Below are 13,993 nucleotides of genomic sequence, written 5' to 3' on the forward strand. Positions count from 1 at the left end.
CCGACGCCCAGCAACCAGAACAGCCGAGCAACCAGAACCAGGGAGCACCATGACCGACACCGAGTACGCCGGCTGGACCCACGTCTACTCGGGCAAGGTGCGCGACCTGTACGTGCCGACCTCGGTGCTCGACGACGACGACACCTGGACCGGCGACCCGCTGCGGCTCTCGCCCGTGGTGCTCGTGGTCGCGAGCGATCGGGTGAGCGCGTTCGACGAGGTGCTCGAGCCGGCGATCCCCGGCAAGGGTGCGATGCTCACCGAGCTCACGCGCTGGTGGTTCGGCCAGCTGCCCGAGGTGCCCAACCACCTCGCCCACCCGCTCGACGATCGCCTGCAGGCGCTCGACCTGCCCGAGGTGCCCGCCGAGCTCGCCGACCGGGCGACGCTCTGCCGCACGCTCGACATGTTCCCGATCGAGTGCGTCGTGCGCGGCTTCATCACGGGCGGCGGCTGGAAGGAGTACCAGCAGACCGGTGCCATCGGCGGCATCCGTCTGCCCGAGGGGCTCTCGAACGGCGACCGCCTGCCCGAGCCGATCTTCACGCCGGCCTGGAAGGCGCCGCTCGGCGAGCACGACGAGAACATCAGCTACGAGCGCACGGTCGAGATCGTGGGCGAGGTGGTCGCGGCCCAGTTGCGCGAGCTCTCGCTCGAGATCTTCGCCAAGGCCCAGGCCATCGCCGAGTCGCGCGGCCTCATCCTCGCCGACACGAAGTTCGAGTTCGGCGCCGACCGTGCCACGGGCATCGTGACCCTCGGCGACGAGGTGCTCACGAGCGATTCGAGCCGGTACTGGGATGCCGCGACGTACGAGTCCGAGACCACGCCCGAGCGTCGCATGGCGAGCTTCGACAAGCAGATCGTGCGCGACTGGCTCGCCGCGAACTGGGATCAGTCCGTCGTCGAGCACGCGCCGACCCTGCCGCACGAGATCGTCGAGCAGACCGCGGCGAAGTACCGCGAGCTGCTCGACCGTCTCGGCGTCTAGCTGTACTGCCCAGGAGGGTGGCCTACGAGGCGATGGCCTTCGCGATCTTGTCGCCGCCCTCGCTGATGGCCTTCTCGAGCGCTTCGTAGTCGTCGCGGTCGATGGCCTTGTCGACCTTCTTGCTGGTCTGGCCGAGCGCCTTGTCGATGCGATCGAGGTAGCGGTCGTCGATGACCGCGACGATCGCGGAGCTGCCGGACGGCAGGTACTGCTCGAGGTCGAGCCCGACCTTCTTCTCGTCGTGCTTCTTCGCCAGCTTGCCCGAGATCGCGCCGATACCGGCGCCGATGGCCGTGGCGGCGAGCAGCGGGGGCGAGAAGAGTCCGACGACGAGGCCCGCCGCGCCGCCGATCCACGCGCCGGCGGCGACCTGGCCGGTGCCGTGCTCGTCGACGGTGACCCGGCCGTCGTCGCTGCGACGCAGCACGACCGACGAGACGACCTCGAGGTCGTCGGCCGACTGCGCGTCTTTGAGCAGGCGATAGTCGTCGGTCGCCGTCGCGGCGTCGTCGTACGTCGCCACGTAGAGCACCAGGTTGTCCATACCCATGGTTCGTTCCCCCTTGAAGAATGCTCCCGGCGTCCCCCCGGAGCGTGTGGGCTCCACTCTAGAGACGCCGATGTCGCCGCTTCAAGGGCGAGTTCACCGCCGATGGAATACCCGGCCGACGTGCGCGTTATGATTAGTTGTGCTTACAACCAATGGAACTCCGAACGGCGCGGGCCTGCTGGCCGCAGACACCGGCATGGGCGCCGTGACCCTGCGCGTCGGCGACCTCGACGGCATGATCGGCTACTACCGCGACGGTGTCACGCTCGACATGCTGGGCCACGATGGACCGGTCGCCGTGCTCGGCCGCGGCACGACCCCAGTCGTGATCCTGCAGCACTCCCCCGAGCTCAAGCACGCCTCGCCGCGCGATGCCGGGCTGTATCACACGGCCGTGCTCTTCGACTCCCGCGAGGCGCTCGCCACCGCCATCTCCTCGGTCGCCTCGCGCTACCCGGGCACCTTCACGGGCAGCGCCGACCACCTCGTGAGCGAGGCGTTCTACTTCACCGACCCCGAGGGCAACGGCGTCGAGCTCTACTTCGACCGCGACCGCTCCGGCTGGAGCTGGGTGCACGGCCAGATCGAGATGGCGACCATCTTCCTCGACCCCAACGAGTACCTTCGCGAACACCTCGGCCAACGGGGAGCGGATGCCGCGGCATCCGGTACCGGCATCGGCGACGCCGTCGTGGGGCACGTGCACCTGTCGGTCGGCGACATCGCGAGCGCCAGGGAGTTCTACGTCGACCGGCTCGGATTCGAGACCACGGCCGCCATGGGCGACCAGGCGCTCTTCGTCTCGGCGGGCGGCTACCACCACCACATGGCCATGAACACGTGGGGCAGTCGCGGCGCCGGTCGCCGCGGGCTCGCACTCGGGCTCGGCAAGGTCGAGATCGTCGTGCCGAGCGCCGACGACCTCGGCGAGTTGGGCGAGCGGATGTCGCATTTCAAGGTCGCGACGCGTGACGACGGTCGCAGCCTGTCGTTCGACGACCCGTGGGCGAACCTCGTCGAGGTGCGCGCGGGGTCGGCGGCCGTCGGATAGCGGCGGCGGGTCTCGATACGGCGCTGGCGGGCCTACTCGACCACGGGGGCGTGGCGCCTACTCGACCAGCGAGAGCGGCGAGCCGGGCGAGTCGGGCGTCGCCGGCCCAGCCTGGGTCGGCCCCTTGGCGTGCGACATGTCGTGGAACTCCCCGAACTCCTGCCCGACGCCCGGCACCGGAGTGTTGTCGGGCCGCGCGCGCAGGCCGTCGAGCACGATCGTGAGCTGGCGCCGCCAGAACGGCAGGTAGGCACCGCCGTACTGCCCGAGGCTGCCGAGCATGTCGACGAGCACGCTCAGGTCGACGGCCGTGACGTCGGTGCGAAGGCTGCCCTCCTCCTGCGCACGGGCGACCATGACGGCGATCGCCTCGGCGAACTCCGCTCCGGGCTTGTAGGTCGGGTCGAGCTCGGCCATGCGCCGCAGCACGGCGGGCACGTAGGGGGAGGCCGCGAGCCACTCGGCGAGCCGCTCGAGGTAGAGCTCGATCGAGCGCCAGCCGGTCTCGGCACCGAGGATTCCAGGCGCGAGCCCCTGCAGATCGCCGATGCCGGCGTCGTAGAGCTCTCGGATGAGGGCGTCGCGATTCGCGAAGTGGCGGTACACGGTGCCGGGCCCGACGCCCGCGCGCGTCGCCAGTTCGTCGAGCGGCGCATCGATTCCGCGCTCGGTGAAGAGCGTCCTCGCTTCTGCGAGGAGCCGTTCGTGGTTGCGTCGCGCATCGCGACGCGGTGAAGCGCTCGACGTCATGGAGTTCACTGTACGCGCGATATCCGATAGTATTCGGAGGGTCGACTCCGTTTCATCCATTCGGAGGCGAACGGCCTTCTTGGGGGAGAAGGATGCGGTGCGGCGGGCAGACCGCCGGTACTACCGGTCGGGGGGAGCGCCCGCCGCGCCCGACCCGTTCACGATGAGACCCCGCGGCTAGGCTGGACGCGTGAGTACCGACGAGAGCGTCACCGAGGGCGTCGAAGGCAACACCCGCCGCATCGAGGCATCCGTCGTCACGGATTTCAGCGACCGCATGAGCTACGGCGGCTACCTCGACCTGCCGACCCTGCTGAGCGCGCAGCGGCCGATCTCGCGGCCCGAGCACCACGACGAACTGCTGTTCATCGTGCAGCACCAGACCACCGAACTGTGGCTCAAGCTCGTACTGCACGAGCTCGAGACCGCGCGCGACCTGCTGCGCGCCGACGAGCTCGCGCGGGCCCTCAAGTGCGTCGCGCGCGTGAAGCACATCCAGAAGACGCTGACCGAGCAGTGGTCGGTGCTCGCGACGCTGACGCCGGCCGAGTACGCGCAGTTCCGCGGGGTGCTCGGCAACGCGAGCGGGTTCCAGTCGTTCCAGTACCGCGCGGTCGAGTTCGTGCTCGGCAACAAGAACGCGAAGATGCTGCAGGTCTTCGAGGCGGATGCCGAAGCCACCACCATCCTGACCGCGGCGCTCGAGACGCCGAGCCTCTACGACGAGTTCCTGCGGCTGCTCGCGCGGGCCGGGTACCCGATCCCCGAGTCGGTGCTCGAGCGCGATGTGACCCAGGCGTGGACCTTCGTTCCCGAGCTCGTGCCGGTCTTCGCCGAGATCTACGCGCACACCGACCAGCACTGGGCCGCGTACGAGACCTGCGAAGAGCTCGTCGACCTCGAGGACAACTTCCAGCTCTGGCGGTTCCGCCACCTGAAGACGGTCGAGCGCATCATCGGCTCGAAGTCGGGCACGGGCGGGTCGAGCGGTGCGACGTTCCTGCAGCGTGCGCTCTCGCTCACGTTCTTCCCCGAGCTCTACGCCGTACGCACCGAGATCCCCGGGTGATCGGATGCCGCAGCTCGACGACTCCTCCCGGCTCGACTCCTCCCGGCTCGACCTCGGGCCGCTCGCCGCTCGCGTGCGGCGGTCGCTGAACGGCGGGCATCCGGGCGCGACGGGGGTCGCCCTGCCACCCTTCGTCGACCACCACGTGCACCTCATGCTCGTCAGCCCCGATGCGCTCGCGGGCGGCAACCTCGCCGGGGTCGTCGACCTCGGTGCCCCGCTCGACGTGGTGACCGCAGCCCGTAGCCGCGAGGGGCTGCCCCGCGCCGACTTCGCGGGCGCGTTCCTCACGGCGCCCGGCGGGTATCCGGTCGGTCGCGCCTGGGCCGTCGAGGGCTGCGCCCGCGAGGTGCCGACCGCCGCCGACGACGGGCGCGGCGCACTGCCCTCGCCGGCCGAGGCGGCCGTGGCCGAGCAGCACGCGTTCGGGGCATCCGTCATCAAGGTCGCCCTCAACGCGTCGGCCGGGCCCGTGTTCGACACGGCGACGCTCGACGAGATCGTCGCGGCCGCGCACGAACGGCGGATGCCGGTGGTCGCCCACGTGGAGGGCGACGGCACGGCACGGCTGGCGATCGAGGCCGGCGTCGACGCGCTCGCCCACACGCCCTTCACCGAACACGTCGACGACGAACTCGTCGCGCAGGCGGTCGCGCTCGGGCAGCGGTGGATCTCGACGCTCTACGTCGCCGGCTACGGGGAGCGCACACCCGACGCCGAGCGCGCGGTCGACAACCTCCGGCGGTTCCACGCCGCGGGCGGGCGCGTGCTCTACGGCACCGATCTCGGCAACGGCGACCAGCCGCTCGGCGTCAATCCGCGCGAACTCGACCTGCTCGTCGAGGCGGGGCTCGCGGCACCTGACGTGCTCGACGCCCTGACCGACCCTTGGCCGCGCGACGAACCCGCCGAGGGCGTCGTGACGTTCGCGGCCGACCCGGCACCCGCGACACTCGACGACCTGCCCGCCTGGCTCGCCGCCGCCGTCGTCGTGCCCGCCGAAGAACTGGAGACCCTGTGACGCTCGACCCCCAGCTCGCGTTCGCCCGACGCATGGACCGCTCCGACGGGCTCGCACACCACCGGGCGAAGTTCGAGGGGGCCGACACCGATCTCGTCTACTTCGACGGCAACTCGCTCGGTCGCCCGCCGAAGTCGGCGATCGGCCGCGTCGAGGAGTTCCTGCGCGAGAGCTGGGGCGGGCGGCTGATCCGCGGGTGGGACGAGTCCTGGCTGCGCCTGCCGAACGAGATCGGCGACCGCATCGGCCGAGCCGTGATCGACGCGAAGGCGGGCCAGACGGTCATCGGCGACTCGACGACCGTGCTGCTCTACAAGCTCGCGCGCGCCGCCGTCGACGCCCAGGTCGCCCGAGACCCCGCCCGCCGTGAGATCGTGCTCGACACCGACAACTTCCCGACCGATCGCTACGTGCTCGACGGCATCGCGAAGGAGCGCGGACTCACCCTGCGCTGGATCGAGGTCGACACCTCCTCCGGAGTCACGCCCGAGCAGCTCGCCGCAGTCGTCGGCCCGCAGACCGCGCTCGTCGTGATCTCGCACGTCGCCTACCGGTCGGCGTACCTCGCCGACGCGCCGGAGCTCACGCGCATCGCGCACGACGCGGGCGCGCTCGTGCTCTGGGACCTCTGCCACTCGGCGGGGTCGGTGCCCGTGAAGGCCGACGAGTGGGGCTTCGACCTCGCGGTCGGCTGCACCTACAAGTACCTCAACGGCGGGCCGGGCTCCCCCGCGTTCGCCTACGTGCGCGAAGACCTGCAGGACGTGCTCGAGCAGCCCATCCAGGGCTGGTGGGGCACGACCGACATGTTCCTCATGGGGCCCGAGTACCGCCCGGCGCCCGGCATGCAGCGCTTCATCAGCGGCACGGCGCCGATCGTCGGCATGATCGCCATGCAGGAGACGCTCGCGATGATCGAGGAAGCGGGCATGCCCGCGATCCGCGCGAAGTCGATCGCGCTCACCGAGTACGCGATCTCGCTCGCCGCCGACTGGCTCGCGCCGCTCGGCGTGACCCTCGCCTCACCCGACGACGTCGAGCGTCGCGGCGGCCACGTCACGCTCTTCCACCCCGAGATGCGCGAGGTCGTCGCCCGCCTCTGGCAGCAGGACGTGATTCCCGACTACCGCGATCCCGGCGGCATCCGCATCGGACTCTCGCCGCTGTCCACGAGCTTCGAAGAGGTGCACCGCGGCATGGCCGCAACGCGCGACGTGCTCAAGCAGGTGCTGCTCGAGCGGGCCGGGCTCGCGTAGCCGACTCCCGCTCGAGGAACGAAGCGTCTCGAGGCCGGCATCGACTAGCACCCGCGTCGCACGGTGACAACCCCTCGGGCACGATCGGGCGATCGGCGGGTGCCCGACCTAGCATTGCCGGATCACCGGAACGGCGCGCGCTCATCACGAGCCGCCGTTCCCGAACGGCTGGAGGCCACCATGTCGGAGACGGAACGAACCACTTCGAACGCGGCGAACTCGGTACGCGAAGCGGCAGCACAGGCGACGGATGCCGCGGCCGGCGCGGTCGACGGCGTGAAGGATGCCGCGGCGTCGACCGCCGAGAACGTGAAGGGTGCCGCGGCGTCGGCGGCCGAGAACGTGAAGGATGCGACGCAGAACGCCCGTGGCGCCGCCGAGTCGGCCGTCACCGCGACGAAGGATGCCGCCGCTGACGCAGTCGCCGGCGCCAAGGACACGCTCGACGACACCGTCGACGGCCTCAAGTCGGCCGCGACGCAGGTCAAGGACGCCGGCGCCGACGCGCTCGACGCCGCCCAGGCCCAGGCGCAGCACGCGTACGAGTCGGGCCGCGGTGCCATCGACGACGGCGTCGGCTTCGTGAAGGAGAAGTACCGCGAGAACCCCGGTCTCGTGATCGCGGTCGGCGCGGCCGCCGCGCTGCTGCTCGCGCTCATCGTGCGGGGCATCACCCGGCGCTGATCCGCCCCAAGGACAGGCGAAGGGGAACACGCCGAACGACGAAGGAGCGTGTCGGGACCGCAAGGTCTCGACACGCTCCTTCGTCGTTGCTCGGGGGCTGAGCTCAGTCGACCGTCGAGAGCGACCCGGTCGGCCGGCCCGCGGCATCCGTCTTCGCATCGACGTCCTTCTGCCCCCAGGCGACCGTCACCTTGGGCTTGGCGAAGAAGAGCACGAGCACGGCGCCGGCAGCGAACGCGATGACCGGCAGCCAGAGCGACTGCGACATGGCGTCGGTGAAGCCGCCCGCGATCTGCGCGGGGAGGGCCTGGCCCGCGGTGCTCGCCTGCTCGCCGCCGGCCTGAGAATACCCGGGCAGATTCGCTTCGAGCTGGGCGTTCATCAGTGCGGTGATCGCGGCTGCGCCGAAGACCGAGCCGAACTGGCGGGTCATGTTGTAGACGCCCGAACCGGCGCCCGCCTGCTGCGGCGGCAGGTTGCGCGTCGCGGTCGAGGCGAGCGGCGCCCAGATGCCCGAGAGGCCGAGGCCGAGTCCCGCAGCCGGGATCAGCAGCACCCACAGCTCGACGTCTGGCGAGAGCAGCAGCGACATCGCCGAGAGCGACACCGCGGTGATGGTGAAGCCGAAGAACGCGATCCACTTGGGGTCGACACGGTCGGTCAGGCGGCCGATGAACGGCGCCATGACGCCCGAGACGACCGCCATCGGCACGAGCATGAGCGCCGCCTGGGTGGGCTCGAGCCCACGGGCGACCTGGTAGTAGAAGGCGAGCGGCAGGGGCATCGCGACGATCGCGAGTCCGACGACCGTGATCGCGCCGTTCGAGAGGGCGAAGTTGCGGTCCTTGAAGAGCTCGAGCGGCAGCAGGGGCTCCTTGCGGTTGAACCGCTGCCACACGATGAACGCGGTGAGCACGACGATGCCGCTGATGATGAGGCCCCAGACCGTGATCGGCCCGGTGATGGTGCCCCAGTCGTAGGTCGAACCCTCCTGGATGCCGAAGATCACGAGGAACATGCCGACCGCGCTCAGCACGACGCCGAGCCAGTCGAACGAGTGCTGGTGGGTCTCGAGCTTCGGCACGAGGCGCACGGCGAGCACGAAGGCGATGACGCCCACGGGCACGTTCACGAAGAAGATCCACTCCCAGCCGAGCGAGTCGACGAGCACGCCGCCGAGGATCGGGCCGACGAGCGTGGCGACACCGGCGACGGCACCCCAGAGGCCCATGGCCGCGCCGCGCTGCGTGGGCGGGAAGATGCGCGTGATGACGGCCATCGTCTGCGGAGTCATGAGCGCAGCACCGAGGCCCTGCACCACGCGGGCGACGATGAGCATGGTGATGTCGTCGGAGAACCCGCACCAGAGCGACGAGAGCGTGAAGATCGCGAGGCCCACGAGGTAGACGTTCTTCGGCCCGAAGCGGTCGCCGAGCCGGCCCGTGATGAGCAGCGGCACCGCGTAGGCGAGCAGGTAGGCGCTGGTCACCCAGAGCACCGCCGTGAGGTCGGTGTCGAGGTCGCGCATGATGGTGGGGTTGGCGATCGAGACGATGGTCGAGTCGACCAGGATCATGAAGAAGCCGATGACGAGCGCCCAGAGGGCGGGCCATGGCTTTCGTTCGGTGGTCATGTGTGATTCCTCCAGAAGGTGGGATGCGACCGCATGGCGGTCAAGTCGTGGGGGTTGCGGTCGCCGACCAGTCGAGCTCGCCCGTGCGGAGCTCCTCGACGGTCTGCGCGATCCAGTCGGCCTCGGCGATGAGCATCGCCCGGCTGTAGTAGACGTTCAGCACCACGCGCTTGGGCTTGCCCTTCTCGGCGATGCGCGCCAGGGCGGTGCCGAACCAGGCGATCTCGTCGCGGATCGCGTCGAGACGGATCTCGAGCAACTCGATCGCGCGTTCGACGGGCAGGTTGTGAGCCTCGCCGATCGCGACCGGGAACAGCGGGAACTCGTTGACCGGGTGCGCGAGCATCTCCTCGAGGCTCTCGTCGAACGCGGTGCGCCCGGCATCGGTCACGGTGTAGACGGTGCGCTCCGGCCGGTTGCCCATGCGCTCGGTGGCGCTCTCGGCGATCAGCCCGTCGCGTTCGAGGCGTTCGACCGCGCGGTAGAGCGAGCCCGCGCTCACCTTCACGACGCGGTCCTCCTTGCGGGCCAGCATGAGCTGGTACATCTCGTACGGATGCATCGGCCCCTCGATCAGGATGGCGAGCGCGGAGACCGCGAGCGGGTTCAGGTGCGACATCCGAAGCCCTCCGTCCTGTTCCGGTTCAGATATTCCATCCGGAATAATACATGCGGAACAATTCGATGGCAAACCGCTCGACCTTCGAGGTGCGGATGCCGCGGCAGCGCCGTTCGAGGGGCCGTGCGGCGCACGCGCGCGCGGCCGGTAGAATCGTGGCAAACCACCCCTCGACACCGGACGGAGAACCGCGGTGCCCACCATCGTCGTCGACGTGATGCCCAAGGCCGAACTGCTCGATCCCCAGGGGAAGGCCGTCGCCGGCGCCCTCGCTCGCACCGGTCACGCGGGGTTCGCCTCCGTGCGCATCGGCAAGCGCTTCGAACTCACCGTCGACGGACCCGTCGACGACGCACTGCGTGCGAACGTGCAGCAGATCGCTGAAGAGATCCTCTCCAACTCCGTCATCGAGGACGTCGTGAACATCGACTTCGGCGACGAGAGCGCCGAGGCCTCTGCGCCGTCGGAGGGCTGAGGCCATGCGCATCGGCGTCATCACCTTCCCCGGCTCGCTCGACGACCGCGACGCGCAGCGCGCCGTCCGTCTCGCGGGCGCCGAGCCCGTCGCCCTCTGGCACGGCTCGCACGACCTCGAAGGCGTCGACGCGCTGATCCTGCCCGGCGGCTTCAGCTACGGCGACTACCTGCGCTGCGGCGCCATCGCGTCGCTCTCGCCGATCATGACCGAGGTCGTGTCGGCCGCGAGCGCCGGCATGCCCGTGCTCGGCATCTGCAACGGCTTCCAGATGCTCACCGAGGCCCACCTGCTCGAGGGCGGCCTGATCCGCAACGACCACGGCTCGTTCATCTGCCGCGACCAGGTGCTCACCGTGGAGAACACCTCGACCGACTGGACGAGCGGCTTCGACGCCGGCCAGCAGATCACCATCCCCTTGAAGAACGGCGAGGGCGGATTCATCGCCGACGCCGACACGCTCGACCGACTCGAGGGCGAGGGTCGCGTGGTGTTCCGCTACGTCGACGTGAACCCCAACGGCTCCATGCGCGACATCGCCGGCATCACGAACGATCGCGGCAACGTGGTCGGCCTCATGCCGCACCCCGAGCACGCGGTCGAGCCCGGCTTCGGCCCCGACACCGCGGCGGCGATGCGCTCCGGCATCGACGGGCTCGCGTTCTTCACGAGCGTGATCCAGAAGTCGCTCGTCGAGGCGTAGCCCGCGTCAGGCCGTCACGGCCGGTCACGGCCCGTCGGCATTCGCGCCGACGGCGCCGACGCGCACCCGGTCGTCGTCGAAGCGCTCGGTCGCCTCGTCGTCGCTCCTGACGATCGGGATCGCCTGCGTGAACGCCATCGCGCGCTCCTCCGCCTCGGGGGTTCCCGTGAACAGGCCGGCCCGGTCGCCGTCGCCCGCCTCGTGGTCGGCCGGAGCAGCGGTGCGGGCCGAGGGACGCGACGACGGCCGCGACGACCGCGGCGCCTCGCCCGCGGCATCCGCTCGCCCATCGGCCATCAGCACGCGCTGAACCGGCTGCGCCTCGGGCTGCGTGCGCTGGATCCAGTGCACCATCTCCTCGCGCACGTAGCAGCGCAGGTCGAACAGGGTCGGCGCGTCGACCGCGGTGACGAGGATGCGCACGCGCACGTAGGAGCCGACGGCATCCGTCACCTGGAGCACCTTCGCCCGCCCGTCCCAGAGTTCGGTGCGCTCGAGCACGTGGTCGAGGTGCTCGCGCATCTCACCGGGCGAGACGCGCCAGTCGAGGTCGAACTCGACGGCGCCGAGCAGTTGGCTCGACGTGCGCGTCCAGTTCTGGAACGGCTTCGTGGTGAAGTACGTGCACGGAAGTACGAGCCGGCGGTCGTCCCAGAGCCCGACGACGACGGAGTTCAGGGTGATCTCCTCGATGCGGCCCCACTCGCCCTCGACGATCACGACGTCGTCGACCCGGATCGCGTCGCTGAACGCCAACTGCACGCCGGCGAACATGTTGGCGAGCACCGACTGCGCCGCGAGTCCGGCGACGATCGAGGCGATGCCCGCCGACGCGAGCACCGAGGCCCCGAGCGCCCGAACGGCGTCGAAGGTGAACAGGATGATGCCGAGCGCCAGCACCACGATGACCACCACCACCAGGCGGCGCACGATCTGCAGCTGCGTCCGCGCGCGGCGCGCAACGCGGTTGTCGGCCACGTCGACCCGGTACCGGCGGATGCCGAGGTCCGTCAGGAACAGGAACCCCTGAGCCACGAGCCACGCGCCGACTGCGATGACGACGATGAGGAAGACGTGGTCGATCGCCTCGACCCGACGGCGATCCGGGAAGGCCGCCAGCACCGATATCCAGAGCCCGAGCACGAGCAGCAGCGACCGGACCGGCCACCGCGTGCGCTCGATGAGGATGCCCGCCCAGTCCCGCTGTCGCGCGACCGCCCGGACGATCAGCGACACGACCGCCGAGATCACGAAGACCGCGGCGACGATCACGAGCACGGCCAGGACGAAACCCAGCCAGGCCTGGAAGTTCGAAGTCATCACTTCAGGGTTTCGCGGCTGGTCGGCGGTCGCAAATCCTCGGCCCGGTTGACAGGGAACACTGAGGTGCGCGCCCGAACGCCGCTGCCGCGGCATCCGCCCCTTCCCTCGACGCAGGCGATGACGGATGATGGCTGCACCCGTTGATCGAAGGAGATCCGATGGCCAGCAGCCCGCGCCCAGACGCGACCGTTCCCGAACTGTCCGTGTACGACTACCTGTTCGGGAGCCTGGCCGAGGGCGACCTCGAGGCCGTCGCGATCGTCGACGGTACGAGCGGGGCGACGACGACCTACGGCCAGCTCGTCGGGCAGATCCAGCTGCTCGCCGGAGCGCTGGCCGCTCGCGGCGTCGGCGTGGGCGACGTGGTGGCGGTGCTCTGCCCGAACGTTCCCGCCTTCGCGACGGTGTTCCACGGCATCCTGCGCGCAGGTGCCACGGCGACGACCGTCAATTCGCTCTACACGCCCGACGAGATCGCGAACCAGCTGACGGATGCCGGTGCCACCTGGTTCTTCACGGTGTCGCCGCTGCTCCCCCAGGCGAAGGCCGCGGCCGAACGGGTCGGCATCGCCGACGACCACCTCGTGGTGCTCGACGGCGCCGAGGGGCATCCGTCGCTGCGCGACCTCTTGTCGGAGGGACATGCGGCACCGGAGGTGTCGTTCGACCCGGCCGAGCACCTCGCCGTGCTCCCGTACTCGTCGGGCACCACGGGGCGTCCGAAGGGCGTCATGCTCACGCACCGCAACCTCGTGGCGAACGTCGCCCAGAACGTCGAGTCGATCGGCCTCGAGTCGTCGGATCGCGTGCTCGCGGTGCTGCCGTTCTTCCACATCTACGGCATGACCGTGCTGCTGAACTACGCGCTGAAGTGCCGGGCGAGCCTCGTCACGATGCCGAAGTTCGACCTCGTCGAGTTCTTGCGCGTCATCGGCGAGTACCGCGCGACGTGGGTGTTCATCGCGCCGCCGATCGCCGTCGCGCTCGCGAAGCATCCCCTCGTCGCCGAGGCCGACCTGTCGAGCGTCAAGGTCGTCTTCTCGGGTGCGGCGCCGCTCGACGGGTCGCTCGCCGAGCTCGTCGCCGAGCGTCTGGACTGCATCGTCTGCCAGGGCTACGGCATGACCGAGACGAGCCCGGTGACGCACGTGATCCCGCTCGACCGACCCGACCTCGATCGCTCGAGCATCGGCCACCTGCTGCCGAGCACCGAGGCTCGGGTCGTCGACGCTGAGTCCGGAGCCGACGTCGACGTGCCGGCCGACGGGGCGAGCGAGCCCGGCGAGCTGTGGATCCGCGGACCGCAGGTCATGAAGGGCTACCTGAACAACGCCGAGGCGACGGCCCAGATGCTCGACGCCGACGGCTGGCTGCACACGGGCGACATCGCGACCGTCACCGCCGACGGCGTGTACCGCATCGTCGACCGACTGAAGGAGCTCATCAAGTACAAGGGCTACCAGGTCGCGCCGGCCGTGCTCGAGGCCGTGCTGCTCGGACATCCGGATGTCGCGGACGCCGCGGTCATCGGCGTGCTCGATGACGACGGGCAGGAGATCCCGAAGGCGTTCGTCGTGGCCCAGCCCGGGGCCGACCTCGACGCCGACGCGGTCATCGCCTACGTGGCGGAGCACGTCGCGCCGCACGAGAAGGTGCGGGCCGTGGAGTTCATCGACGTGGTACCGAAGTCGACCTCGGGCAAGATCCTGCGAAAGGACCTGCGGGCCAGGCAGGCGGCGACCCCGGGCGCGTGAGCCCCGGGCGCGCGCGACCCCGGGCGCGTGAGCCCCGGGCGCGTGAGTCGGTCGGCGCAGCCTCCGCGTCGATATGATCGGCGCGCAGACCTGCCGACGGCAGCATCGAGGGGG

At 70.2% G+C, this 13,993-nt stretch carries 14 protein-coding genes; 9 read left to right on the forward strand and 5 right to left on the reverse strand.

Annotated elements, in window-relative coordinates; translation table 11 throughout:
* Positions 1-49 precede the first annotated feature (49 nt).
* Complete coding sequence (locus ATC03_RS17760; protein WP_067880048.1) at positions 50-991, forward strand: phosphoribosylaminoimidazolesuccinocarboxamide synthase; 942 nt, start codon at positions 50-52, stop codon at positions 989-991.
* Between the two features lie 22 nt (positions 992-1,013).
* Here the strand turns inward: ATC03_RS17760 and ATC03_RS17765 are convergent, their stop codons facing one another.
* Positions 1,014-1,541 (reverse strand): DUF1269 domain-containing protein, encoded by a 528-nt coding sequence (locus ATC03_RS17765; RefSeq protein ID WP_067880051.1) that lies wholly within the window; start codon positions 1,539-1,541, stop codon positions 1,014-1,016.
* 196 nt (positions 1,542-1,737) lie between these two features.
* Between ATC03_RS17765 and ATC03_RS17770 the strand changes: the two genes are divergently transcribed.
* Positions 1,738-2,592, forward strand: coding sequence for a VOC family protein (locus ATC03_RS17770; protein ID WP_067880054.1), 855 nt, complete (start codon positions 1,738-1,740; stop codon positions 2,590-2,592).
* A gap of 57 nt (positions 2,593-2,649) precedes the next feature.
* Here ATC03_RS17770 and ATC03_RS17775 read toward each other — a convergent pair whose 3' ends face one another.
* Positions 2,650-3,342, reverse strand: a complete 693-nt coding sequence (locus ATC03_RS17775) for a TetR/AcrR family transcriptional regulator (protein WP_067880056.1) — start codon at positions 3,340-3,342, stop codon at positions 2,650-2,652.
* A 277-nt stretch (positions 3,343-3,619) separates the two neighbouring features.
* On the opposite strand from ATC03_RS17775, the gene kynA reads away from it, so the two are divergent.
* The 4 genes from kynA (at position 3,620) to ATC03_RS17795 (ending at position 7,372) form a co-directional block, all read left to right on the forward strand.
* Positions 3,620-4,411 carry a tryptophan 2,3-dioxygenase gene (kynA, locus tag ATC03_RS17780; protein WP_232338889.1) on the forward strand — a complete coding sequence of 264 codons (792 nt, stop codon included), beginning with the start codon at positions 3,620-3,622 and terminating at the stop codon, positions 4,409-4,411.
* A gap of 4 nt (positions 4,412-4,415) precedes the next feature.
* Entirely contained in the window at positions 4,416-5,432 is a 1,017-nt protein-coding gene (locus tag ATC03_RS20665; RefSeq protein ID WP_067880061.1) for an amidohydrolase family protein, read from the forward strand.
* Positions 5,433-5,464: 32 nt separating this feature from the next.
* Positions 5,465-6,688, forward strand: coding sequence for a kynureninase (locus tag ATC03_RS17790; RefSeq protein ID WP_084003771.1), 1,224 nt, complete (start codon positions 5,465-5,467; stop codon positions 6,686-6,688).
* Between the two features lie 180 nt (positions 6,689-6,868).
* Positions 6,869-7,372, forward strand: coding sequence for a hypothetical protein (locus ATC03_RS17795; protein WP_067880066.1), 504 nt, complete (start codon positions 6,869-6,871; stop codon positions 7,370-7,372).
* A gap of 103 nt (positions 7,373-7,475) precedes the next feature.
* Here the strand turns inward: ATC03_RS17795 and ATC03_RS17800 are convergent, their stop codons facing one another.
* Both ATC03_RS17800 and ATC03_RS17805 read right to left on the reverse strand, forming a co-directional pair.
* A complete protein-coding gene (locus tag ATC03_RS17800) occupies positions 7,476-9,005 on the reverse strand; it encodes a DHA2 family efflux MFS transporter permease subunit (protein WP_067880069.1) in 1,530 nt (509 codons plus the stop codon).
* A 40-nt stretch (positions 9,006-9,045) separates the two neighbouring features.
* Positions 9,046-9,624: a PadR family transcriptional regulator gene (locus tag ATC03_RS17805; RefSeq protein WP_067880072.1), complete on the reverse strand. Its 579-nt coding sequence runs from the start codon at positions 9,622-9,624 to the stop codon at positions 9,046-9,048.
* 193 nt (positions 9,625-9,817) lie between these two features.
* Between ATC03_RS17805 and purS the strand changes: the two genes are divergently transcribed.
* Positions 9,818-10,099 carry a phosphoribosylformylglycinamidine synthase subunit PurS gene (gene purS / locus ATC03_RS17810; RefSeq protein WP_067880075.1) on the forward strand — a complete coding sequence of 94 codons (282 nt, stop codon included), beginning with the start codon at positions 9,818-9,820 and terminating at the stop codon, positions 10,097-10,099.
* 4 nt (positions 10,100-10,103) lie between these two features.
* Positions 10,104-10,802, forward strand: a complete 699-nt coding sequence (purQ, locus tag ATC03_RS17815; protein WP_067880078.1) for a phosphoribosylformylglycinamidine synthase subunit PurQ — start codon at positions 10,104-10,106, stop codon at positions 10,800-10,802.
* A 24-nt stretch (positions 10,803-10,826) separates the two neighbouring features.
* On the opposite strand, the gene ATC03_RS17820 is transcribed toward purQ, so the two are convergent.
* Positions 10,827-12,122 carry a mechanosensitive ion channel family protein gene (locus ATC03_RS17820; protein WP_067882546.1) on the reverse strand — a complete coding sequence of 432 codons (1,296 nt, stop codon included), beginning with the start codon at positions 12,120-12,122 and terminating at the stop codon, positions 10,827-10,829.
* Between the two features lie 161 nt (positions 12,123-12,283).
* On the opposite strand from ATC03_RS17820, the gene ATC03_RS17825 reads away from it, so the two are divergent.
* Entirely contained in the window at positions 12,284-13,879 is a 1,596-nt protein-coding gene (locus ATC03_RS17825; protein ID WP_067880080.1) for an AMP-binding protein, read from the forward strand.
* Positions 13,880-13,993: the final 114 nt, after the last annotated feature.

Origin of the sequence: Agromyces aureus (genome assembly GCF_001660485.1) — a bacterium.
Lineage (GTDB): Bacteria > Actinomycetota > Actinomycetes > Actinomycetales > Microbacteriaceae > Agromyces > Agromyces aureus.